The sequence below is a fragment of the Bosea sp. ANAM02 genome, assembly GCF_011764485.1.
Classification (GTDB): Bacteria; Pseudomonadota; Alphaproteobacteria; order Rhizobiales; family Beijerinckiaceae; genus Allobosea.
This window is the reverse complement of record NZ_AP022848.1, coordinates 19224-41128: the sequence shown is the minus strand read 5'-3', so window position 1 is coordinate 41128 and position 21905 is coordinate 19224. Positions and strand designations below refer to the sequence as shown.

General features: G+C 60.5%; 21 protein-coding genes. 9 read left to right on the top strand and 12 right to left on the bottom strand.

All coding sequences use genetic code 11. From position 1 onward, the window contains the following. Nucleotides 1-32: 32 nt before the first annotated feature. Genes OCUBac02_RS00175 through OCUBac02_RS00165 form a run of 3 tightly spaced genes read left to right on the top strand, consistent with a single transcriptional unit; the run spans nt 33 to nt 1682 of the window. On the top strand, nt 33-524 hold the full coding sequence (locus OCUBac02_RS00175; protein ID WP_173042991.1) for a copper chaperone PCu(A)C: 492 nt from the start codon (nt 33-35) through the stop codon (nt 522-524). A 7-nt stretch (nt 525-531) separates the two neighbouring features. After that, nucleotides 532-1143 (top strand): SCO family protein, encoded by a 612-nt coding sequence (locus OCUBac02_RS00170; protein ID WP_173042990.1) that lies wholly within the window; start codon nt 532-534, stop codon nt 1141-1143. Beyond that, nucleotides 1140-1682 carry a TlpA disulfide reductase family protein gene (locus tag OCUBac02_RS00165; RefSeq protein ID WP_173042989.1) on the top strand — a complete coding sequence of 181 codons (543 nt, stop codon included), beginning with the start codon at nt 1140-1142 and terminating at the stop codon, nt 1680-1682. The genes OCUBac02_RS00170 and OCUBac02_RS00165 overlap by 4 nt, the downstream gene beginning before the upstream one ends. Nucleotides 1683-1760: 78 nt before the next feature. Here OCUBac02_RS00165 and OCUBac02_RS00160 read toward each other — a convergent pair whose 3' ends face one another. Then, complete coding sequence (locus OCUBac02_RS00160) at nt 1761-2093, bottom strand: hypothetical protein (RefSeq protein ID WP_173042988.1); 333 nt, start codon at nt 2091-2093, stop codon at nt 1761-1763. A 261-nt stretch (nt 2094-2354) separates the two neighbouring features. Between OCUBac02_RS00160 and OCUBac02_RS00155 the strand changes: the two genes are divergently transcribed. The 4 genes from OCUBac02_RS00155 to OCUBac02_RS00140 are packed head-to-tail and all read left to right on the top strand — an operon-like array spanning nt 2355 to nt 4703. Further along, on the top strand, nt 2355-2858 hold the full coding sequence (locus OCUBac02_RS00155) for a TlpA family protein disulfide reductase (RefSeq protein WP_173042987.1): 504 nt from the start codon (nt 2355-2357) through the stop codon (nt 2856-2858). Beyond that, entirely contained in the window at nt 2858-3592 is a 735-nt protein-coding gene (locus OCUBac02_RS00150; protein WP_173049183.1) for a cytochrome c biogenesis CcdA family protein, read from the top strand. Before OCUBac02_RS00155 ends, OCUBac02_RS00150 begins: the two co-directional genes overlap by 1 nt. Nucleotides 3593-3609: 17 nt before the next feature. After that, nucleotides 3610-4053 carry a disulfide bond formation protein B gene (locus OCUBac02_RS00145; protein WP_244639040.1) on the top strand — a complete coding sequence of 148 codons (444 nt, stop codon included), beginning with the start codon at nt 3610-3612 and terminating at the stop codon, nt 4051-4053. Next, entirely contained in the window at nt 4050-4703 is a 654-nt protein-coding gene (locus tag OCUBac02_RS00140) for a DsbA family protein (RefSeq protein WP_173042986.1), read from the top strand. Before OCUBac02_RS00145 ends, OCUBac02_RS00140 begins: the two co-directional genes overlap by 4 nt. A 155-nt stretch (nt 4704-4858) precedes the next feature. Here OCUBac02_RS00140 and OCUBac02_RS00135 read toward each other — a convergent pair whose 3' ends face one another. From OCUBac02_RS00135 to OCUBac02_RS00110, 6 genes are all read right to left on the bottom strand, one after another. Then, entirely contained in the window at nt 4859-6172 is a 1314-nt protein-coding gene (locus OCUBac02_RS00135; RefSeq protein WP_197933294.1) for a multidrug ABC transporter ATPase, read from the bottom strand. A 101-nt stretch (nt 6173-6273) separates the two neighbouring features. Next, entirely contained in the window at nt 6274-6660 is a 387-nt protein-coding gene (locus OCUBac02_RS00130; protein WP_244639039.1) for a hypothetical protein, read from the bottom strand. Between the two features lie 357 nt (nt 6661-7017). After that, nucleotides 7018-7296 carry a copper-binding protein gene (locus OCUBac02_RS00125; RefSeq protein WP_173042985.1) on the bottom strand — a complete coding sequence of 93 codons (279 nt, stop codon included), beginning with the start codon at nt 7294-7296 and terminating at the stop codon, nt 7018-7020. Nucleotides 7297-7324: 28 nt separating this feature from the next. Then, nucleotides 7325-7810, bottom strand: coding sequence for a cupredoxin domain-containing protein (locus tag OCUBac02_RS00120; RefSeq protein WP_173042984.1), 486 nt, complete (start codon nt 7808-7810; stop codon nt 7325-7327). A 31-nt stretch (nt 7811-7841) separates the two neighbouring features. Beyond that, nucleotides 7842-9281: a multicopper oxidase family protein gene (locus OCUBac02_RS00115; protein ID WP_173042983.1), complete on the bottom strand. Its 1440-nt coding sequence runs from the start codon at nt 9279-9281 to the stop codon at nt 7842-7844. A gap of 14 nt (nt 9282-9295) precedes the next feature. Further along, nucleotides 9296-10726, bottom strand: coding sequence for a TolC family protein (locus OCUBac02_RS00110; RefSeq protein WP_173042982.1), 1431 nt, complete (start codon nt 10724-10726; stop codon nt 9296-9298). Nucleotides 10727-11208: 482 nt separating this feature from the next. On the opposite strand from OCUBac02_RS00110, the gene OCUBac02_RS00105 reads away from it, so the two are divergent. Next, on the top strand, nt 11209-11970 hold the full coding sequence (locus OCUBac02_RS00105; protein WP_173042981.1) for a response regulator: 762 nt from the start codon (nt 11209-11211) through the stop codon (nt 11968-11970). Next, nucleotides 11967-13400 carry an ATP-binding protein gene (locus OCUBac02_RS00100; protein WP_173042980.1) on the top strand — a complete coding sequence of 478 codons (1434 nt, stop codon included), beginning with the start codon at nt 11967-11969 and terminating at the stop codon, nt 13398-13400. Before OCUBac02_RS00105 ends, OCUBac02_RS00100 begins: the two co-directional genes overlap by 4 nt. A gap of 1272 nt (nt 13401-14672) precedes the next feature. Here the strand turns inward: OCUBac02_RS00100 and OCUBac02_RS00095 are convergent. The 5 genes from OCUBac02_RS00095 to OCUBac02_RS00075 form a co-directional block, all read right to left on the bottom strand. Further along, nucleotides 14673-16991, bottom strand: a complete 2319-nt coding sequence (locus OCUBac02_RS00095) for a TniQ family protein (RefSeq protein WP_173042979.1) — start codon at nt 16989-16991, stop codon at nt 14673-14675. Nucleotide 16992: 1 nt separating this feature from the next. Continuing rightward, a complete protein-coding gene (locus OCUBac02_RS00090) occupies nt 16993-17994 on the bottom strand; it encodes a TniB family NTP-binding protein (protein WP_173042978.1) in 1002 nt (333 codons plus the stop codon). Between the two features lie 122 nt (nt 17995-18116). Continuing rightward, complete coding sequence (locus OCUBac02_RS00085; protein WP_173042977.1) at nt 18117-20423, bottom strand: Mu transposase C-terminal domain-containing protein; 2307 nt, start codon at nt 20421-20423, stop codon at nt 18117-18119. A 13-nt stretch (nt 20424-20436) separates the two neighbouring features. Continuing rightward, nucleotides 20437-21204 carry a TnsA endonuclease N-terminal domain-containing protein gene (locus OCUBac02_RS00080; protein WP_244639038.1) on the bottom strand — a complete coding sequence of 256 codons (768 nt, stop codon included), beginning with the start codon at nt 21202-21204 and terminating at the stop codon, nt 20437-20439. 291 nt (nt 21205-21495) lie between these two features. Beyond that, the gene (locus OCUBac02_RS00075) at nt 21496-21894 is read right to left on the bottom strand and encodes an antitoxin Xre/MbcA/ParS toxin-binding domain-containing protein (RefSeq protein ID WP_173042976.1); all 399 of its coding nucleotides are present in this window, start codon (nt 21892-21894) and stop codon (nt 21496-21498) included. Between the last annotated feature and the right edge of the window lie 11 nt (nt 21895-21905).

Below are 21905 nucleotides of genomic sequence, written 5' to 3'. Positions count from 1 at the left end.
CCGGCATCTTCACCAATCGAGGACATGTTTCCATGAACCGTCTCGTCATGGGCGCCGTCGCGGCAGCCCTCTCATTCGCCCAGTTCCCCACCGTAGCATCCGCGCACGATTATGCAGTCGGCTCGCTCAAGATCGGACACCCCTGGGCCCGCGCGACGCCGCCTGCTGCTAAGGTCGGTGGCGGCTATCTGAAGATTGAGAACAGCGGCACGGCGCCGGATCGGCTGCTCGGCGGCACGACCGAAGCAGCGGCCCGCCTCGAAATTCATGAAAGTACCTTCACCGACGGCATCGCCCGGATGCGGGAAAAGACTGAGGGGGTTGCTGTTGGGCCCGGCGAAACCGTCGAGCTCAGGCCCAACGCCATCCACCTGATGTTGGTCGACCTGAAAGGACAGCTGAAGCAGGGCGACACGGTCAAGGCGAGCCTGCGCTTCGAGAGGGCCGGTCCGGTGGAGGTCGAATTCCAGGTCCAGGGCATCGGCGCGCAGCCTCAAGCCACTCCCGGCCACGCGACACATTGAGGCCCTCATGCCGATCCTGAAATGGGTTCGCTACGGCGCCTGGAGCGCGGTCGCCATCGTCTCATTCGTCTCGGCCGCCATTTTGCTTGGATGGTGGCGGGTGGAAGGCCCGGGACGGGCGGCTACGGTCGGGCAGAATGCGCCTGCAATCGGCGGACCGTTCACGCTGGTCAACCAGGCCGGCAAGACCGTGACCGACAGGGAATTCCGCGGCAAGCCGATGGCGGTGTTTTTTGGTTTCACGAATTGCCCTGAAGTCTGCCCGACGACTCTTGTCCAGATGGCCAATCTTACGAAGCAGATTGGCCCCAGCGCGGACCAGCTTCAGGTGCTATTGATCACCGTCGACCCCGAGCGTGATACGCCGGAACAACTCGCCTTGTATCTTCAGTCCTTCGATCCGCGCGTCGTTGGTTTGACCGGGTCGCGGGAGCAAGTTGATGCCGCGCTGAAGGCCTACAAGGGCTATGCAAAGAAAGTCCCGACAGACAACGGCTACACCATGGACCATTCGGCCTCGGTCTATCTGATGAGGGCGGACGGCAGCTTCCGAACCATGATCGACTATCACGAGGAGGACGCCTCGGCGCTGGCAAAGATCCGCATGGTGCTGGAATGAACGCTACCCGTCGCAGGTTGACCATCGCGGCCGTTCCGCTTTCGGTCGCAGTGGCTGCCGGCATGTTCCTGTTGTGGAGCCGGTCGGGCCCGACGATGACGTCCTCTGCCGCGATCGCGTTCGAGACGGCCGACGGGCGCAAACTGTCGTTGGCCGAGTTCCGTGGCCGTTTCGTTCTGCTCAACATCTGGGCCACATGGTGCCCGCCCTGCGTCAAGGAGATGCCGTCGCTCGATCGTCTGCAGGCGGCGATGGGCGCTGATACCTTCGAGGTCGTCGCCCTTTCGATCGACCGACAGGGCCTTGATGTGGTCCAGCCCTTCTTCAAGCGGACCGGCATCGCCAATCTCGCGATCTATCTCGATCGCGAGGCGCGCAGCATGTCGACGCTGAAGATCACCGGCCTGCCGACAACGCTGCTGATCGATCCTACCGGCCGCGAGATTGCGCGCTGGGCCGGGGCGAAGGAATGGGACCATGCGGCAAGCATCGCCGAAATTGAGGGCCACATCAAAAAGGTAACGCAGGCGGCGCAATGAGTGGGCTCGACTGCTTCTTGAACGGTCAACAGAGCGCGAGCAGGACCGGCCCGCATTGCCCGCTCGCGCGCTGCCGGGTTAGCGTCCCGCGATGATGTCCGCTCGCACATGGCAGGAGATGGGGCGCGGCCTGTTGGCCGCTGCTTGTGGTCTCGTGCTCCTCTTCCAGTTGATGGCGAGCGCTCTGGCCGGAAGCAGCCATCTCGCCGTGAAGTTCAATGCTGGCGAGATTTCGCTCACCGAGATCTGTGGCACGACGCCAGAGTCGAAAGGCGTTCCGGCGGCGGCCCACATCGAGGGCGTCAACACCTGCTGCGTCTGGGCCAAATCGGTTGCGCTGGCGCCGCTGATGCCGCCGAGCGTCTCCACAATGGTTGCTACGCGCACCGACGCTGCCACGGCTACCTTCATTCAGCGATCAGTTCCCTTCGCTGCGGCAGAGCCGGAAGGGCCGCCGAGGGCGACAGGACCGCCCCTTAACGGCTGAACGGTCAAGCCTCGCGCGAGGCTTGCGGCGACACGGCGCTCAATCCGTTCCGATCCGCCGATCCGGCCCTGCGCGACACCTCTCGCCCGGCCCAATCAGCGGCACGCGACCAGCTCATGTTTCGAGGTCCGAGCTTGATCGGCCCAACGACCAAATCCGGATGGCTCACGCTATCGACCGTCGTCATGGCGACGCTGGCCGCATCGACTGCCTATGTCGTGATTGGCGACGGGGCTCCGCGGGCCCGAAGTGGCAATACGCTTGCCATTCAACGGCTCGATGGCGGCCGCGAGACCCTCGCGGACTTTCGCGGTCGGGCCGTACTGCTGACGGTCTGGGCGACGTGGTGCTGGTCCTGCCGACAGGAGATGCCGGCGCTCGCGCGACTCCATCGTCAGTCGCAGGGGCGGCCTCTCGTGATCATCGCCCTCTCTGTCGACCGCGAGGGAGCGGAGATCGTCAAGCCGCTGATCGAGGAGCTCGGCGTTGCCGACCTCGCCGTTTATCTCGACCCGGAGGGCGGAGCGGTACGGCACTTCTCGATTTCCGGGCTTCCGACCACGATCCTGCTCGGGCCCGATGGCCTGGAGCGGCGTCGCTGGTACGGAGCCAGAGCCTGGGACGAAGCGGCCGCGACGCAGGAGATCGCGTCGCTGCTTGCGGACAAACCGGACAAGGTCGCCCCTTGATGGAAATCGCTAACATCAGCATCCTGGCAGCGTTCGCGGCCGGCGCGGTCTCGTTCCTGTCGCCTTGTGTGCTGCCGCTCGTTCCCGGCTATATCTCCTACATTGCCGGCGGCTCGGCAGCGATCGGCACGCGCTCGCGAGCCACGTCGCGGATCAACGCCCTCGCCATGAGTTTTTGGTTTGCGCTCGGCTTCTCGACGGTCTTCGTCATGCTCGGCGCAGGAGCAACGGCGCTCAGTCGGCTCCTGCTGGGCTACCGCTACGAAGCTGGTATCGTCGGCGGTGCGATCGTCGTCGTCTTCGGCATCTTCACAGCGGGGCTGGTGCGCCTTCCCTGGCTCGAACGGGAGCTGCGCTTCAATCCCTCGATCGCAGGCGGCCGGCCGATGGGAGCTTATCTGCTCGGCCTCGCCTTCGCCTTCGGGTGGACGCCCTGCATCGGTCCGGTTCTCGGCGCGATCCTGACAGTTGGCGCGACCGCTCCGACGCCGTCCACCGGCGTTGCGCTGCTGAGCATCTACTCGCTCGGCCTGGCACTACCCTTCCTCCTGACAGCCCTGTTCGCAGACGGCATCACGACTCAGCTGCGGCGGATGCGCGTCGCGGGGCGCCGCCTGCAGGTCGTCGCCGGAATCGCGATGATCCTGATGGGGCTCGCCATGATGTCCGGCCAGCTTTCCACGATGGCGTTCTGGCTTCTTGAAACCTTCCCAATTCTCGCAACGATCGGATGAAAGGAACAAATTTCCACATGACAAGCAGCGACATGGTCGCCAGCGGAAAGGACCGCTGGATCTATCTATTCATCGCCTGGATCCTTGCGGTCGTGGCGAGCCTCGGCGCACTCTTCATCGGCGAGGTCATCGGCCAGGCGCCTTGCAGCCTCTGCTGGCACCAGCGCGCCTTCATGTTTCCGCTGGCGGTTCTGCTCGCAGTGGCGAGTTTCCGTGGCGATACCGGCGCGTGGCGCTACGCACTGCCTCTCGCGGCCATCGGCATGCTGATCGCGGGATTCCACAGCCTGCTCTACGCCGGTCTGATTCCGGAAAACATCCAACCCTGTACCCAGGGACCGTCCTGCGCCAGCGCCGAGATGACGCTCTTCGGAACGCTGCCGTTGCCCGTTCTCTCGTTTGCGGCCTTCGTCGCGATCGCACTCGCGCTCATCGCCTCCAGAACAAGGGCCTCGTCATGAACCGCCGCGCTCTCGTCGTCTTCACCGGCATCGTCGCACTGGCGGTCTTTTCCGGCGCAACCGTCTTCTATCAGACCGAGCAAGCCAAACGCGCTCGCGTCATTGCTGCGACCCGCGCCGAGGCGCTGGTCCGGGATCACTCGCCCGTTATCGGCCCCGCTAATGCGCCTGTCACGATCGTCGAGTTCTTCGATCCGTCCTGCGAGGCTTGCCGTGCCTTCTATCCGCCGCTCAAGCAGATCCTGGCCCTGTTTCCCAACGACGCCCGGCTCGTCATCCGCTACGCGGCATTCCATGAAGGTTCGGACGTGGCGGTCAAGATCCTTGAGGCGGCGCGGCGTCAAGATAAGTTCGAGCCGGCCCTCCAGGCCCTCTTGGAATTCCAGCCTGAGTGGGCCGATCACGAAAAGCCCGATATCGAAAAGGCTTGGTCTCGGGTTCGGGAAGCTGGCCTTGATGTCGAGCGCGGCAAACGAGACGCCGCGCGGCCCGAGATCGATGCGACCCTTGAGAAGGATCTCGCCGACGTAAAGACCTTGGAGGTGACGCGGACACCGACCTTCTTTGTGAACGGCGAGCCTCTCACCGAGTTCGGCCCTCGACAGCTATACGAACTGGTCAAGCGCGAAGTCGAGAAAGCTCGAAAATAGACCTTCATAAATCGAAGACAGCACGGGATCGCGGAAACTGTCGCTGCGATCCCGCTTCTTTCGGGGTATGTTCTGAAAGAGCTGATGCATTCGGGCCGCTCAGCATCCCGCGTTTGCGGATCAGGCATAATACCGAAGCAGACCAAAAATTGGCATCAGCCGGTCTTCCCCTGGACCCATTTCTCACCGCTTGACGACGCGCGGATGCTTGTCTCGACGGGACGTGCCATTGCCACAGCCGGTTGCGCAGTTTTCATGACCTCGCTGAAGCGAGCCTTGGCATCCGACCAGTTCTGGATGAAGTCGAATAATTCTCGCAGCGCCGGCGCGATCTCGCGATAGGCTGCCAGAGCGGCAACGAGTGCGCCTAAGGACAATTGCCCTCTCACCACGAGGAAGCCGCCGATCGTGAAAAAGAAAAACGGCGTCAGGTTGGAGGTGTAATTGTAAAGGCCCTTGATGCGGCCCTTCAGATCGCTAATTTCGACCCGGATCGCCTCTAGCCTAGCGGTCATCAGCATTTGCCGACGCAAACGCGATCCGGCCGGCGAAGGCCGATTTTCAGCCAGTGAGACAACGGAGCCTGTCTCGGCATGATCGGTGACGAGAAGGCCCCCTAAAGCGCGCGTCGAGTGAACACGATCGCGCACCTTCCTGTTCAAGCGCTTCTGTAAGCGAGGAAGGAATGTGAGCTGAATCGGCAGCATCAGCAGGGCGGACAATGCCAATGCTGGATTCTGCATCATTAGGAACAGAATGCTGGTCAGAAGGGCGCCGCCCTGGATGACCGGCACAACAACAAGGCTTCCGCCGAAATAGCCAATCGGCTCAACTTCCTGAACAACGACCGCCGAGTAATGCGCGCGCTCCGCCGAGGTCGCGCCCATCTGCGCTGCAGTCCGCAAAACGCCAAGACGAAGCCGCCGCACCAACCGCTCGCTGACACGGCCCCGTATCCGCGTCGCCGTATACTTCACCAGGCCGTTCACCGACAAAGCCGCAAGGTAGCTCGCGCATAACGCAAACAGCAGGGTCATCCGATCCAGATGAACCCCGAAAAAGGTCATGGCCAGATGACCTTTTTCGTTGGGATCCGCCAACGCGTGATTGATGATGTGTTTGGGAATTTCGAGAAGCAACCAAGCGGTGGGTAACGTGAAAAGCGATATGATGACCAGCTTCAGCTGAGATCGCGCCGTGGAGCGCATGATATAGGCGTTCAAAGACGCATGCGCGCTCTCCGGCCGCGGATCGGCACCACGAATAGCGGCAGCGCGAAACCGGGCGCGGCGGCGGCGGAAACCGCGAAACCAGCGCAGGAGGCTGCTTATGGCAATCCAGATTGTCCACGCCGGCGCAATCACGAAAAGCAAAGTTGCAGCAATGTTGATCAGCCAATGCCCGTGAGGGTAATCGAGGCCGATCAACCGATGGACGAGATCATGCAGAAGGTTGAATGCGTATTGCACGCTGTCAGCAGCTCTAAAAGTGAACGCGCGGCATCATCCGAGGAAGCAGAGTCGCTCCTCGCCCCGGTCCGTTACAATGGACGCAGTGAGTTCCCGCCTCGTCAGCTGGGCGGAGCGCGCAACGTCTTGTAGAGTTCGATCACGCCGTCGCTGAAATCGGCGTCAGGATTCCGGTCGCAGAAATTCCGGAGGAATTCAGCCTGCTTAAGCAACGGCAGCAGCGCCGGCTCGAGGTCCAAATCTTCATCCTTGCCAGGAGGCGCCCGCAACAGGAGGCCGCTCATATAACCCTGAGCCCAGGCAAAGAAATTCTTCTCGACCTCTGGCTTGCCGTTCGTCTCTCGTGCGAAATATTGGCAACTGCTCGCGCCAATGCCGACGATCTTGACCATCTGAGCATTTGCCTGCCCCCACAGAAGGGGCAAAATCGAGACGCTCGTCAGAGCGATTGCCGTCAGCCCACGGCCAATAGAACGGCGCGCTACCATGTCGGTCTCTCCTGCCAGGCCGTCGTCTGCTTTATTCCGCACGCTTCGGACTGACCATGCAGCGGCTCTGAATGCAGACAACGCCGATAACCGTATTGGAGGCCGCGAGGCATTTGGCCTCGAAAGTGCGAACCTGCGGGTTCTCACCGGGCAGCTGGTTGACGGTCGCGCTTGGGCAACCTGCATCTAGAAGAACGCGCTGCAGCTCGCCATCACTTGCAACCGCTCCGGAGGAAAACTGGACTCCAGCAACGAAAGCCAGAGCCAAAGCGCCCCAGCAGCATCTTCTGAATTTGCTCGACAGCATCGAACTCAACCGAGCGGGCAAACGCCGGGGCGCTTGCCCGCTTCACGTCTTTACTTGGACTTCTGGAGCTTCGTGACGGTGAGTTGACCATTGACGCGATCGGCGTCGAACTTGATCTTGTCGCCCGCCTTCACCCCCTTAAGCATGGCCGCATCACCAGCACGGAACACCATGGTCATGCCATCCATATCGAGATTCTTGATGGGCCCGTGATTGATAGTGAGCTTGCCCTGGGCCTCGTCGACTTTGGTGATGGTGCCGTTGACCGACTGGGCGGCAGCCGGCAGCGCAACGATCAGGAAAGCCAGGGTGGCAGCAGTTTTCAGCATGGGAACACTCCTTTCGCTGAGTTATCGCCTACTTGACGATGATCTTGCCGGTCATGCCAGCTTCACGGTGACCGGGGATCAGACAGGAGAAATCGAACTCACCCGGCTTGGTGAAGGCCCAAACGATCTCGCCAGCCTTCTTCGGCGCGAGCCGCTTGGCGTTCGGATCATCGTGCTCCATGTCGGGGTTCTTCTGCATCTCGACGGCGTGCTTGAGGTTCTCCTCCAGGGTCGCCAGCACGAGTTCGTGGTCGAGCTCACCATTGTTGCGCAGCTGGAAACGGACCTGCTCGCCGCGACGGATCTCGATTCGGTCAGGAATGAAGGACATCTTCCCGTCCTTCTCGCTCATCACGACCTGAACGGGCCGAGACGGCTTCTTGGGGTCACCCGGCTTGCCATAGGCTACCTCACCATCGTGATGACCGGCGGCGCCGGGCCCAGCGAGCGCCGCGCCAGTGGATAGAACGAAAGCAAAGACTGCCAATTTCAGCACAGACGCTCTGTTCGTCATGGATAAGCTCCTTGAATGGCTTGCTTGGTGATTAGTGGTTCGAATGTCCGCCGGAACCGGCTCCCGGCAGAGGTTTTCCGTTCGGCCCAAGCGTCGGCTTGCGGGGATCTTTGACCCGCCAGTCGACAGATTGAACGCCGCTGTCGGGGCCCTTCGTACGAGGGGCCTCGGTAAGCTTCTCGCCCCTATACTCGTGCGCAACGGTGCCTTCCGGATGCTTAAACCAGCCGGGGTCCGTGTAATCGTTCTTCGCCAGCCCCTCGCGGACCTTCACCACCGAAAACATGCCGCCCATCTCGATCGGGCCAAACTGTCCGAACCCGGTCATCATCGGCAGAGTGTTGTCCGGGAGCGGCATTTCCATTGAGCCCATCTCGCCCATGCCGTTCGAGCCCATCGGCATGTAGCCGGGTGCGATCTTGGCGATCCGCTTGGCCAGATCCTTCTTGCCAACGCCGATATAAGTCTTCACCGAATGGCCCATGGCGTTCATCGTATGGTGCGATTTGTGGCAGTGGATCGCCCAGTCGCCGGGCTCGTCGGCGACAAAGTCGAAGGCGCGCATCTGGCCGACCGCGACGTCGATCGAGACCTCGTCCCAGGCCGCCGCTGGGTCGACCCAGCCACCATCGGTGCAGGAGACCTTGAACTCATAGCCGTGCATGTGGATCGGGTGGTTTGTCATAGTCAGGTTGCCGAAGCGGACCCGGACCTTGTCATTCTTGCCGACCACCAACGGGTCGATGCCTGGGAAGACCCGGCTATTCCAGCCCCACAGGTTGAAGTCGAGCATTGTGTTGACCTTCGGCACATAGGAGCCGGGCTCTATGTCGAAGGCGTTGAGCAGGAAGACGAAGTCACGGTCGACGCGGCGGAAGGCCGGGTCCTTCGGATGGACGACGAAGAAGCCCATCATACCCATCGCCATCTGGACCATCTCGTCCGAATGGGGGTGGTACATGAAGGTACCAGAGCGCCGGAGCTGGAACTCGTAAACGAAGGTTTTGCCCGGCGGGATATGCGGCTGCGTCAAGCCGCCGACGCCGTCCATGCCGTTGGGCAGGCGCTGGCCGTGCCAATGCACCGCCGTGTTCTCCGGCAGCTTGTTGGTGACGTAGATGCGAACCTTGTCGCCCTCGACCGCCTCGATCGTCGGCCCCGGCGACTGGCCGTTATAACCCCAGAGATAGGCCTTCATGCCGGGCGCCAGCTCGCGCACCACCGGCTCGGCGACGAGATGGAACTCCTTCCAGTCGCCGTTCATCCGCCAGGGCAGCGACCAGCCGTTGAGCGTCGCGACCGGCTGGTAGTCCGGCCCAGTCGTCGGCACCAGCGGCGCCTGCGTCGTTGCATCCTTCATAGTTGGAGCTTCGGGCACAGCCGCGAAGGCGCTGCGCCCCGAAACAGCGGTCGCTCCGGCCAGCACGAGCCCCGACGAACCGACGAAGCCTCTACGAGATAGGGATGTCATCTCTTGCAAATCCTTCAGTGGCCGCCGCCAGCTTCACCACCGCTCGCCGCCGCGACGGTGGCAGCGCCGCCGCCTCCGCTGCCGCCGCCGATCAGCGCGTGCTTGAAGTCGGTATGGGCGATCCAGAAGTCGCGCCGGGCATTGATCGCCGCGACATTCGAGAGGATGCGGTTGCGCGAATCCGTGATCAGATCCGTGACGTCGGTTAGCATGCCGCTGTACTGGAGCAGTGACTGATCCTGGATGATCTTGCGCAAAGGCAGCACGTTGTTCTGGTACTGGCGCGTGATGTCGTAGGTGGCGCGATAGGCGGTATAGGCTTCGCGCGCTTCCGAGCGAATATTGACCGCCTTCTCCGCCAGCTTGTTGGCAGCCTGCATGTAGGTCTGCTCGGCTAGCGCGACCTTCGACTGGCCGAAATCGTAGATCGGGATGTCGATCTCCAGCTCCAGCGTCTTGCTGCGGCTGGATTCCCGCTCGACATGACCGTCCTCGCCGATGATACGGCCGCGGTCATAGGTGCGGCGGCCAAGCAGGTCGATGTCGTTGACGAAGCGCGTGGCCTGGGTGAGCCCGAGCGACTTGGCGAGCGTGTCGAGTTCGCCCCGCGCAATCCTGAGATCGACGCGCTTGCGCAGCGCCTCGGCCTCGACCGCCTTGACCGATTGCAATCGCGGAAGCGGCGGCAAACTGCCGACCCGGAATTTAAGATCATCGCCCCAGAGCCCGAGCTGGCGGACGAGCCGCTCGCGCTCCTGACGCTGCAGCTGGCGCGCCTGCGCGAGCTGTACGGTTAGCTCAGCCTCGAAGGCGAATTCGCGGGCCTGGTCGATCTTATTGACCCCGCCCGATTCACCGAGCCGCTTGAAAAGCTCCGAAGCCGCATCGGCGGAAGCCTTGGCTTGCTGATAGAAGGCAACCTGCGCATCAGCCGCCGCCGCTCGATAGTACTGGCGGCGTGTATCGGCCGCGAGCTTGAGGACGGCCTCCGCAGTGCGCATTTGTGCCGTCTCGAAGCGGTCGCGGGCGATCTCCGCCCGGGCCGGCAGGGTAGCCAGTGTCAGCAGGCTGCCGACAATCTGGCGCTCGATCTCGACCTCGAAGCGGCCGGACAGCTTGGAGATGCCGAAGCGTGGATTGGGTGGCAAGCTGGCGGCGACCATCTGGGCCTCGGCCATGCCGAGTTCGTTGAAGGCAGCCTGCAGTCCGCGGTTGTTAAGCAGCGCGATCTGCACGGCAGTGTCCGCCGTTAGCGGCTTGCGTAGCAGCTGATCGACGCGCGCTTTCGCTGTGAGCGCCGCCTGATCGTCGCCGATCTTGGCTACGTCCTTGCCGATATCGGCATAGGTCGCCGTCTGCACAGTGGCCATGCCGCCATCGGTGGAGAAGCTCGCACAACCTCCCAGCAGCGCAGCCGCTCCGGCGAGCAGCCCGAAACGGAGCATGCGACGGGCATTCGATGTCGCTGGGGCGGTCAAGGCTGTCCTTTCCGGGGAAATATCAATCGCTGAAATGAATACGGCGGGCGACGTCATGACTTCGGGCCGACGTCACGGTTGAGTTCGCGCCAATCCTTTGGATCGGTCGGGCGGTATGTAGCGGCCCCGGCCGTCACACTGCGGTATTGGACGGCAGGGACGCGGACATTCTGGTCAGCCGGCTTGGCAAGATGTTCGGGAACGGGCGTTAGCGAACAGGCGCCTAACGCCAGCCCTATACCTGCCAGGAACGGCACCTTTACGAACGTCACGACTCGGCTCCCCGTGTTTCGACCACACAGAGGTAGCAGCGGCCTGCCGGCGGCGTCCGTTACAAATTGTATCAAAGCAACGCGGGCGACACCGGGACAAGCGCGCTATTGTGCAGTCACCGCAAGGTAAGAAGCGTCACCCTACCGACAGGGTTGTTCCGGGAAGCCGAGCAAAAGATGGATCGAGATCCAATCAAGAGCGTTGCCGACGATCATGGGCATATACTCGTCGTAGACGATGACCCGCAGATCAGGCTTCTGGTTTCGCGTTTCCTCCAACGCCATGGCTATCAAGTCACCGGAGCACCCGACGGGCGCATCATGATGGATATCCTGGCCCGCACGACCATCGATCTGATCGTGCTGGATCTGATGCTGCCGGGCCGGTCCGGGGTTGAGCTTTGCCGCGACGTTCGCATGGCGTCCCAGATTCCCATCGTCATGCTGACGGCCCGCAGCGAGGAGAGCGACCGAGTCATAGGCCTCGAGGGCGGTGCCGATGATTATGTGACCAAGCCATTCAGCCCGCGCGAATTGCTGGCGCGCATTCGAGCGGTCCTGCGTCGCTCTCGGACGGCGCGCAGCACCACCGAAACCCGCCGCTCCGAGATCGTCACGTTCGATGGCTGGTCGATGGATCTCCGCCGCAGAGAGCTGCAATCGCCTTCGGGAACACTGATCGATCTCTCAACCGGAGAGTTCGATCTTCTCGTCGCCTTTGCGGAGCACGCCAACCGCGTCCTGTCGCGGGAGGCGCTGATGCAGTTCGCAAAGGCCCGGAACAGCGGCGATCCGTTCGATCGGACCATTGACGTTCAGATCAGCCGGCTGCGGCGCAAGCTTGAAGCGGTTACGAACGGCGGTCAGCTCATCAAAACCGTCCGTGGCTCCGGTTACATGTTTGTGTCAGACGTCCACGTGCAAGGACAACCCGCTTGAAGAAGCTGGTCGAACGCCTCTTGCCCGACACGGTCGCCAGCCGCGCCATCATGGTGCTGGTGGCAGCGCTCCTCGCCTTTCATCTGCTCGGCTTCTGGGCTTATCGCGTCGGCGTCGAGAGCCTGGCGACCGCAGGGCGCGACCGTGGCCTCGCCGAGCATATCGTCTCGATTAAGCGAGCAATCGCCAGCGCCCCAGCCGGACAAGAGCGCGACCGAGCCGCGCACGATCTGTCGAGCGCCAGCCTTGAGGTCCATTGGAGCAGGGTCAGCCTCGTCCTCGGCACGGCGCCGAGGACGGAACGCACCACGATCATGGAGGCCCGGCTGAAAGAGCTGGCGCCCGAACTCGCAGCGGAGTCATTCCGAGTCGGTTTTGCGGATGATGGGGCGTTGGGGAGCAGAGATGCCGATGCCTACCGGCATATGATGCTGGTCTCGGTGCGGTTGGATGACGGCTCCTGGGTGAATTTCTCCTCCTCGGCTCTTGGAGCGAACCAGAATATCGACTGGAGTGTGATCGCGGTCACGATCTGCTTCGGCGTCGGAATCGTCGTCGTCGCGTTGCTGCTGCTGCGCTGGGCGACACGGCCGCTACGGGACCTCGCCATCGCGGCGGAGCGCTTCAGTCTCGACCAGGTGCCCCAGCCGCTTGCCGAAAACGGACCGATCGAGGTTCGCCGTGCCGCGCGGGCCTTCAACACCATGCGCGAGCGGATCCAGCGCCTCGTCACTGAGCGCATGCAGGCGATGGCAGCGGTCTCACATGATCTGCGAACTCCAATCACGCGCCTTAGGCTCCGCTCCGAATTGCTCGACGATGAAGCGACACGCGACCTGATCGATGCCGATCTCGGTGAGATGGAGGCGATGATCGACTCGACGCTGGAATATCTGCGCGGGGGCGTTTCCAGTGAAGTTATCCGACCGATTGACCTCGCTTCCGTTATCGAGACCATCGTCGATGATCATCTCGATCAGGGGCACCAGGTATCGCTGACCGGTCTCACCTCCGCTCCGGTACTTGGGCGCGTGCTCTCGCTGAAACGCGCCTTCTCCAATGTCATCGGCAATGCCGTCAAATATGGCCATACTGCCAGCGTCACGATTGCAGAGGCCGGAGACCAGATCGTCATCACCGTCGACGACAAAGGGCCCGGCATTCCGCAGCCTGATATGGAGCGCGTGTTTCACCCCTTTGTGCGGCTTGAAGAATCTCGCGGTCGCGAGACGGGTGGAACCGGCCTGGGGCTCACCATCGCGGCATCTGTGATCCAGACGCACGGTGGGCTCATCAGTTTGAAGAACCGCGCCAGTGGCGGTCTATGCGTTACACTCACCTTGTCGAAAGCGGGCCAGGGCAGGGTACTATCGGTCGATCACGCTAGCCAGACGCCAGCGCCGACGTTCCGACGAGCACTCCGCGGCTGAGATGGAGCCTCGCTTGGGTTGGCGCAGCCAGTACGGCGACAGCCGAGGAGCGTCCAGCCACCGTGCAGCATAGGGCTTTCGGTGGTCGAAGATTTGCGACCGCTGGGCGTCGCGCCGCTTGTACCTTACAAGGAGATAGGTGGCTACATTTACGATCGGGAAGAGGCGCCGCGAGCGCTCGGCGGGCTCGCGCTCGATCGCTGGTCAGCTGCCTGAGCTCCAATTCAACGAAGCGAGTTGGCGGGAGCGGCAGCTGTTCTTGGGGCGCCGATTTAGAGGAGATTCTCGTGCTCCAGTTTTCGGTTCGCGATGCGAAATCCCAGCTGTCCAAATTGATCGAGAAAGCTCTGGCAGGAGAGGACGTGGTCATCACTCGCCGCCACGTGCCCGTGGTCGCCCATCGCACCACGGGGCAAGCGGCGCTTTGGCGCACTCAAGGGAAAGGTCGCTATCGACGGGCGCTTCCACGACGCGCTGGTCGAGAATGAGCTTGGTGGTTGAGATATCGCCTGACACTGACTGGGTCGGTGCTTGGCGGTGATTTTACCGAGCTTTTTACGGTGCTTTTTTGGCCCGCTTCTGCTTACGCGCCAGCGCCCGCAGTTCGTGCACGCGCTGTCTGCTCGCATCGGCAAGTTGGACTTGATTGCGTTTGCCCTCTTGGGTGAGTGCAATCGCAACCTCCTTTTTCGGGGCCGGTTGCCTGTCAGCTTCCGGCGCTTGCGAAGACCGATCAGACATTCTCAGCCCAATACTTCTAGCTCCTGAACAGCCCCTATGGGGTTCTATACCGCTTCTGTCGAGCGGCGCGATCGAAGGTTTCTACCCGATCGCTTGGAGGTGGTCCCGGCCCGAGAGTTCTGGCCGATCGCGCCCAGGATGAATGGCATAAGGTCGCCCCCCCCTTTACCGCGAGGTGCTCGTAGCTATCAACAATCTGATCGAGGGTCGCCATTTGATCAGCTCCGCACGATCAAGCTTGCCGCACCAGCACAGCGATAAGGCAGCATGGTGCGGGCGATACAATGCCGATTTCGCGGCTATCTGCGCCGAGTTCGACAAACAGGTCCGCAACGCATCACACCACGGCGGCATGACATTCGACCAGGCGACAGGCTCCGTGCAGTACCGTGCTGGCAAGGGGCAACGGCGAGTTCAAACAACGGGATATGCGACCCACCTCGCCCGCTCATTCGCGTCTGTTCATCAGCTCTTGCTTTTATTCTGTCTGGAGATCGTGCTTGCAAACAGGTTCAGAACGCCCATCATCTTTTAGTCAGTGCCCAGATATTTTGCCGCCTTACGCGTTCTGAGCTGTTTGACGCCATCGCCTTCCTGCTCTGCGAGGTGCTTCTCAATGGCTTCGGTCGCCTCTAGCCGCTGAAAAAGGGAATACCGTCCATCGGTGCTCCTGAATCGCGGAACAATACCAGCCTTCTTGAGAGCCGTGGTCGCCGCATGAGGTGCGACCTTGCCAAGAAGCGGCGCCAGTTTGTTGGCGGCGACGAATTCATAGCGCAAGCGATCAATTTCACTTTTGGGAATGTAAGTTCGGTGGCCGACTTTTGCGGTGATGGCAATATGGCCGGTTGCCAACATGTCTGCTACCAATTTGGGATCCCATCGCAATTTAACGCTTAGTGCTTTTGCGGATAAGCATTGAGGGGGTATTTTTTTAACGTAGGTGGCAGATTTGATCTCATTGGTCGGATCTTGCATCCATAGTTGGATCGCTGGAAGCGCATCTTGCCGCAAAAAGAGTATCTTCTTGAATATCGGAGGCTTACAGAGCGGCTCGACGCCTTTATTGCTTAAAATTATAGTGATATGCTTGATATATTTTATCCCAGAAAGAAGAGAAAGTTCTGACAGCGTGATATATTTCTGCTTAAAGCGATCGATCTCTCCGGGCTGGAAAATCCAATTCTGCCCATGGAATTCTGCTCTGATGATGCCTTCCCGGATGTAGTTTGTTATGGCGGCAGCTGAGAGATTGGTTGCCTTCATAAAGTCAGCTGTTGTCTCTCCGGGCCAGCGCTTAATCCTGACCTGAGTACGTGAAGCGGAGATCGGTACCTGAAAGGCGCCGATGCCAGCGCCTCGTCCGCGTCTGACTAGCAATTTGCCATCAAAAATAAGACCCATGACATCCGCGAGCGAAGTGTAGTTGGATTGGGCGGCGATGCGCATCGACCTCCATTGCTTATCGGATGGGCCCAACGGGATGCATAGTGCTTCTAGCTTCGAGATGAGCTTCGTCGCGGCATCTCGCGGGAATAACCAAGAGTACGATCCAGTAAAATCTTCTGAATCGAAAAGTTTTCTGATGTATCCTTTTTGGATCAGATTTTTTAAGGAGCCCTTCGAAATTCTTAGTTCCTTGGCCAGATCATTGAGTAGCAAGTGTCCATCAAGTTGTTGAGCGATATATTTCACTATCGGAGGTGAGAAACCGGCCGTAGTTCCTCGTTCAACTCTGCGGGACTTGATGCCTACAGCGACCGCAATGCGCCTGAAGCGGGTCGGAGATATTCCACAGATCTCTGCAGACTCTACGAGCGTCAACGCAATTTTCGGCACGGCGACGCCGCCTACGTCGCCTCCTGTCTTGACGTGGACCCCGTTCCTCCGAGCATGCTTCACCATTTCGTCGCGCAGCACTTCTGCCAATGCGACAGAGGGCAAGCACTTCACCCATTCATTAAAAGCACCATAGGTCCGTAGTACGCCCCATTTTCCTTTTCGCGCGGACGCGCCTTCTCTTACACGATCAAGAAGTGGACCAACGGAGCCCGGCAACTCGGACACCACACGCATACCCGTGCTGAGAAGTTTGCAACGACCGACTACCCTGCGGAGTTCCTTGATGCTGGAATTCTCGTCCAAGTAAGCGGCGCCGAGGCGCTCCACCACTTTTGCGACGTTCGCCAGGTCGAAGCTATCAAGGTAGGAATTTCGCGGGCTATCTGGATCCTCGAAGCGCGCAAGGAGGTAATCGTCGAGGACACATTCTTCCGCTGGGACCGGGACGCCGTGCTTTCCCAGAAGGGAGTGGCCCTTGTCGCAACGTGTCATTGATCCGGCTAACCAATGTACACGCCGATCGCATTGTGGGCAGGTACTTTCCAGTTTCATGCGATGATGAGGACAGTGGGAGATGGCTAGGACATCCCACCAGTAGCGATGATGGATGTTCCAGTCGGCAGACCTTCCGCGCGCAGGGCTGCGGAGATCGGCTTGCCAGCAGCCCGGGCACCAGCGCCGGAATCGAGAATTCCAATCTTCGCGCCGGACAGTCTGGCCGGCGAACTCGATATGTTTTTTGCCCTTGAGGGGGATATCGTTTCCGACGAGGCCCTCTGGCTGGTGACCGATGTACACGTCCCATGCGGAGTTGGGCTGGCCATGAATTAGTTTGGTGAGGCCAACACCTTCGCGGCCCAGAAGCGAATTGTTCCAAACCCGGCCATTGATCGTGAACGCGCGATGCAGGAAGGCGACAGCAGTCTCTCCGGAGAGGACTGGCGGCTTGATTGTTAAGGTTCGCGATGGTGCGTCTGCGCGAACTGGAACGACCTTTACACCTGCCACGTCATTCGTCCCCGGTCCCTTTCAGAAGGGTGAGCCGCTCGAAAGCCGGCTCCGGCACTCTTGGGCAAGAAGTTATGTCGGGTACTAGAAAGGGATTTCGCAGTTTCCCGATCTGAAAGATCTCCTCGAAGACAACCGCGAGATGCCGTTCCCGGTCTATGAACTGCGCCTTTTGATTAATAGCAAGGAATGCGGCTTGCTTGACGAGCGCCATCATCCGGCCTGTAAAGCCATTGCTGGCGAGCATCATGCGCCTCAGCATGTCGGGCTCACTTAGGTCCGATGAGGTCTCAAACGGGAGTTTCGACTCCACGAGTTCCATAAACTTGGCTGCTTTCCGCAGCCCGCTCTGATCGTTTTTCAAAGGCTCGATCGCGATAACAGCTCGCCTGCGCAAGAGCTGCGAATCTTGGTTCAGAACCTGGATGGTCCACGGCATTCCAGATAGGACGAGCATGATCGGGCGCATTTCTGACCCTGGCTGGCGAAGCGGGTCGGCCGGATCCGGAATGGCTAGGTTCTTCAATGTCTCGACCAGGTTCCGCCTCTGATCCGCGCTGCTTTTCGCGAAGGCATGGTGAAACTCGTCGATCATAAGGACGGACACGTGCTGAGCGTCGAGCTGTGCACGGACCTCGGTCCAGATCTCGTGCTCGGTCGCCGATGCGCGAAGTCGCATGCCAGTCAGCCGATGGCAAATTTGGATGCCAAGCGTTTTGAGGGTGCAGGGGCTTGGCGCTTTCACGGCTATCAGGGGCCTCACCGGGCCGATCTCATCACGATATGGCTGCAGGCTCGGATGTTCTCGCAACCGGAGCAGAATGTGCGATTTGCCAGCGCCAGAAGGGGCTGCGATGACCATGCAGCGTGCTTCGAGCTCCTCGGCGGCATGCGGGGGAACCTCGTCGTCGACCTCCAGATCGCTGAGCATTTCGTCGAACCGCTTGCGCGTGCCCGTGACGATGTCCGTGTTGATCTTGATGCCGATCACCTGCGCCTTCATTAGCGCAGCCGCTACCTTTGCCGGGTCGCGCGGCGTCGCAAATCTTCTCCTGCGACCCGATGGAGAATTCGGAAGAGGGCTTTCGACAGCATGGGTCTCTTGCCCTTCTGCAAGCTCACTCATCATTCGGCGGTCCAATTGTCGAGATCATTGTCGTCGTCACCATCGGCGAGCGGCCCGGGAGCGGCAGTCGCGCGATGCGTCGAGGCGCGAGCAGTCGCCTCCACGGAAAAAGTCGCTCTTCGATGCTCGGCGCCCTGCAATGCTAGCTCGGCCGTTGGCGCGGAGCGTTCAAGCTCACCGATGACGACGCCAACCGCGTGCTCGTTCGGCTGGGAGGCGAGCGAGGAAACCTCGTCTTCCTTGCCAGCTTGCGCGCCAGAGGCGAGGTAGCCGACCGCCGGCATTTTTGGTGGTTTGATGAGGGCCTTGCGGCTGGGCGGTTTGGCCAGCGAACCCCGATCCGATGGCTCGCTCGGGTCTGGGGACACGTCGAACCATGGCGCATCGAGGTTCTCGCGAAACCAATCAGCATCGATCTGGGTGAGCTTCCTGGCCTTGGCGCCCTTCCTCTCTGCCTCGGCTCGCAGAAGCTTCATGGCGTTGATCAGGGTCTGGTGGGCGACCCGATCCCCATTAGCGGTCATTTTCCGCGCGAGTTTCACGGTGTCTTTCCACTCCGTCAGGGAAACACCCTCGGAAATGGAGGGATCTTCGCAAGGCACGGCCTCCCAACCGGTCTTCTCATCGACGAGAACCAGAATTTCGCCGACATTGTAGGGATCGATCTTGACCAGGAATTGCTGGCCGTAGTGGAAGCCGCGGCGTCTCCGGATCCCCTTGAGGCTCTCTGACTGATAATTAAGACCCAGGAATGTGATACCGGTCGAGCGGATCGTGCGATCCACCACCAGCGAGATGAGCGGTGAGAGATCGTCGGCGCTGGGGGGTAGCCTTACTCCCATGCCTGAGAGCTCGTTCCACTGCTGGAGCGGGGTCCGGCCGACAAGGCCGCCGTGCTGCCGATTGTGGTAGATATCGACCAGCCAGATGATGAACAGATCGTTCAGTTCCTGGAGAGTGAAGGCTGCGCGTTCTTCGCTTTCGTAATCCCCACGCTCGCGAACATCGCGGAAAGTCCGCCCTGGCAGATAGGCGCAGAAGTCACGAGCGACAGTGCCCAGCAGGCGTTCGACCTTACCCTTCAGATGGGGCTTTGCTCGCGGCATATAGCGCAGCTCCATCCGGAGCTGACCGGCCGCTGCGTTGATGGAACGCGAATGGAATTCCTTGCCGTTATCGAGCTTGAGAACCTGCGGGACGCCGAAAACCGGCCAGGTAGACGTGACCTGATGGCCCTCCAGATCCTTCGGCAATATTCCCATGCGAAGGCAGTTCATGACGGAGGTCCATGAAGGGCGCTCAAGCGTCAGGTAGTACCCCATGATCATGCGGGTCGTGGTGCAGACGGCGACCGTCAACCACGGACGGGCGGTCTTCTTTTTCTTGCCTCTGCCAACTTTGACCTCGTCCCCCGCCTCGTCGACGATCAGCACATCGAGCCAGGTGTGATCGATCTCGACGATCTCCAGCGGGTGCGTTGAAATCGGGGCCGCCTTGACGTGTCTGAATCGCTGTTCGGCGGCAGCCTTCCCCTCGCGATGGAATACCTTTTCGAACTCGCTGACATTCGCATCCACCCAACGCCTGACCGTCATCGCGTCGGGGATGGCCAACTCTGTAACGCGCGCCTTGTTGATCTCGTTGACGTCGTCCTGAATCATTAGAATCACGTGGCTGAGTGGAGGGCCCTCCAACAAAAGCCAATCTTCGCGGACTCGCCGCGCGATCATTTTCTCCACCTCGGGGTCCAGCTTAAAGCCGGTCCTGCCCTTGCGGTCGTTCAGCGGGACGAGAGCGACAATGTTACGTCCGGCCTTGCACCACCTGCGATGCCACTGCCGAAGAGCTGCCCCGCTGACCTTTTCCAAGGGAAGATACTGAGGCTCGATACCCTTTAACTCGGCATCGCGCCGGCGGCGCTCCTCAGCGGTCAACGCGGCGATCTTGGCGTAGTCAACCATGACTTTCTTGAACGTGCCGTCGGCGAAGAACGTGTCGCATGCCCGGACGTAATCGAGCCGCTTGATCGCCTCGTCCTGGTACCGGATATCGAAGGTGTCGATCTGGCGGTTGAGATTGTCGACGACCCCAATCGGCAATTTGGCCGAGACGGTCTCTACAACCTCGAACCTGCGTGGACGCGCGAAATACAGCCGCGCCACCTCGTCATGTGGGCGCGTTACCACAACGGGCATCTCACCAAGCGTCTGAAGGTTCAGGCCGATGTGATTGCGTCCCTTCACCCTGTGGAGGACGCCTTCGACCTTGACGACTGTACCTGGCTGCAGGCGGATTTGCGGTGTCATCGATCGTCTCTGATCAGGCGCGTCGAAGCAGGGCTTGGTCGTCCAGGGGGACGTGTGGGTGCACGGGAAGCAGCTCGCCTCGTGCAATCAGGCCTATGACCGCGCGATATGCGCGCCGGCCGAGCCCAGAAATCCTTCGCAGCTCGCGGATCGTGACCAAGCTGTCCACGCGATCGGTGGCTCGGCGGATCGTGAAGAGCTCCGAGTCATTCGTAATGAAAGTCCGCTCGCTCGCGAGCAGGCCGGCGTTGGCGACCGCGACCGCCCCCATCATCCGATCGGTCCAGACCTCAAACGCAGAATAGCCCGCGCCCAGGGAAGCCTCGCTGATGCCCATGAAGAACGAGGGCGGGAACTTAAGCACGCGGCGATGCGGTTTCACCTCGACGCAGATTTTTCGCCCATCGATGAGGGTGACCGAGAAATCGGGCGTATAGGTTCGCCAATCGATGCCATCGGTCCATGGAAACGACGCCGGTTCCTCCTGATACGATTCAACGAAAGGATCGCAGTCGATCAGCGCGATGAAGTCGCGGGCCAGCATTCCTTCATAGGCGACCATCCTGTGGCCCATCTTGGGCTTGGATGACGGGAACACGCCGGTGATGCAGTCTCTTCGTCCGGTGATGATTTTTCGGGATGGGGAAGGCTTGCCGACATGCCGCGAGACCACGGCGCCAGCGAAAATGCCCTCTGCATTTCGCGGCGTTCCGCGAGTGGAGTTCTGCGATCGCTTCTCGCTCAAAGCCAAATTCCCCACAGCCAAGCCGCCGAAGTCCATTCCTGCTTCGCAGTTGTTTCTGCGTTCAGCTGAGCCACCGCAATCTAGATGGCAGTGGTTTGGTCTATCGACGCGTATAAAATTCAACCCTCGCTTGTGGTGGATTGATAAATCCTTGCATCCCGAACGGGGCGCTCTGACACAAGGAGCTGTCGTTAAAAATTATCTACCAAATGTCTTGTCGACACGGAAATTATGCTTGTCCTAAATTTCAGCAAATCGGAAGGAATTACCGTATTCATTTACATTAGTCTTCGATATAATGTCGCAATCCGTAGAAGGGGACGAACATTACCAAGGGGAAGATGCCGATCGCAGATAGGAAAGAAGGCGATCTATGCCGTTTTCCGTCTCACCGAACGTTAGATCGACCGGCCGGTGATCGTCGAACAGGCGATTGGGACGCTGCATCCAACTTGCCGATCGCGCCGGATCGGCGGACTGAACCTTCAACCACGCGTGAATCTGAAGGAGCTTCGCGAGCCGGAACGAAGACTGGGCCGTCAATCCTTGGGGGATTCCGCGCCGCCAGGCCGTCATGACGTCAAGTCCAATGCCGCCCAGGGCGCGGCGTGCGTCTTCCTCGCTGAGACCCCAGTGCCCCATGAGCGCGACGGATGTCCGAACAAGGGCAACTTGTTCGGCGCGAGTGAGATGAAGTGGCGGCGCTTCCCGTTTCGATGAGGACACATGTGCCTCCT

What these genes read in the sequence shown, in the direction of transcription:
- OCUBac02_RS00080 (WP_244639038.1), bottom strand. Translation starts at nt 21,204, where the DNA reads ATGGACTTCGGCGGCTTGGCTGTGGGGAATTTGGCTTTGAGCGAGAAG.
- OCUBac02_RS00090 (WP_173042978.1), bottom strand. Translation starts at nt 17,994, where the DNA reads ATGAAGGCGCAGGTGATCGGCATCAAGATCAACACGGACATCGTCACG.
- OCUBac02_RS00150 (WP_173049183.1), top strand. Translation starts at nt 2,858, where the DNA reads ATGGAAATCGCTAACATCAGCATCCTGGCAGCGTTCGCGGCCGGCGCG.
- OCUBac02_RS00140 (WP_173042986.1), top strand. Translation starts at nt 4,050, where the DNA reads ATGAACCGCCGCGCTCTCGTCGTCTTCACCGGCATCGTCGCACTGGCG.
- OCUBac02_RS00160 (WP_173042988.1), bottom strand. Translation starts at nt 2,093, where the DNA reads ATGAAGGTAGCCGTGGCAGCGTCGGTGCGCGTAGCAACCATTGTGGAG.
- OCUBac02_RS00145 (WP_244639040.1), top strand. Translation starts at nt 3,610, where the DNA reads ATGACAAGCAGCGACATGGTCGCCAGCGGAAAGGACCGCTGGATCTAT.
- OCUBac02_RS00105 (WP_173042981.1), top strand. Translation starts at nt 11,209, where the DNA reads ATGGATCGAGATCCAATCAAGAGCGTTGCCGACGATCATGGGCATATA.
- OCUBac02_RS00155 (WP_173042987.1), top strand. Translation starts at nt 2,355, where the DNA reads ATGGCGACGCTGGCCGCATCGACTGCCTATGTCGTGATTGGCGACGGG.
- OCUBac02_RS00110 (WP_173042982.1), bottom strand. Translation starts at nt 10,726, where the DNA reads ATGCTCCGTTTCGGGCTGCTCGCCGGAGCGGCTGCGCTGCTGGGAGGT.
- OCUBac02_RS00125 (WP_173042985.1), bottom strand. Translation starts at nt 7,296, where the DNA reads ATGCTGAAAACTGCTGCCACCCTGGCTTTCCTGATCGTTGCGCTGCCG.
- OCUBac02_RS00170 (WP_173042990.1), top strand. Translation starts at nt 532, where the DNA reads ATGCCGATCCTGAAATGGGTTCGCTACGGCGCCTGGAGCGCGGTCGCC.
- OCUBac02_RS00115 (WP_173042983.1), bottom strand. Translation starts at nt 9,281, where the DNA reads ATGACATCCCTATCTCGTAGAGGCTTCGTCGGTTCGTCGGGGCTCGTG.
- OCUBac02_RS00120 (WP_173042984.1), bottom strand. Translation starts at nt 7,810, where the DNA reads ATGACGAACAGAGCGTCTGTGCTGAAATTGGCAGTCTTTGCTTTCGTT.
- OCUBac02_RS00175 (WP_173042991.1), top strand. Translation starts at nt 33, where the DNA reads ATGAACCGTCTCGTCATGGGCGCCGTCGCGGCAGCCCTCTCATTCGCC.
- OCUBac02_RS00130 (WP_244639039.1), bottom strand. Translation starts at nt 6,660, where the DNA reads ATGGTAGCGCGCCGTTCTATTGGCCGTGGGCTGACGGCAATCGCTCTG.
- OCUBac02_RS00165 (WP_173042989.1), top strand. Translation starts at nt 1,140, where the DNA reads ATGAACGCTACCCGTCGCAGGTTGACCATCGCGGCCGTTCCGCTTTCG.
- OCUBac02_RS00085 (WP_173042977.1), bottom strand. Translation starts at nt 20,423, where the DNA reads ATGACACCGCAAATCCGCCTGCAGCCAGGTACAGTCGTCAAGGTCGAA.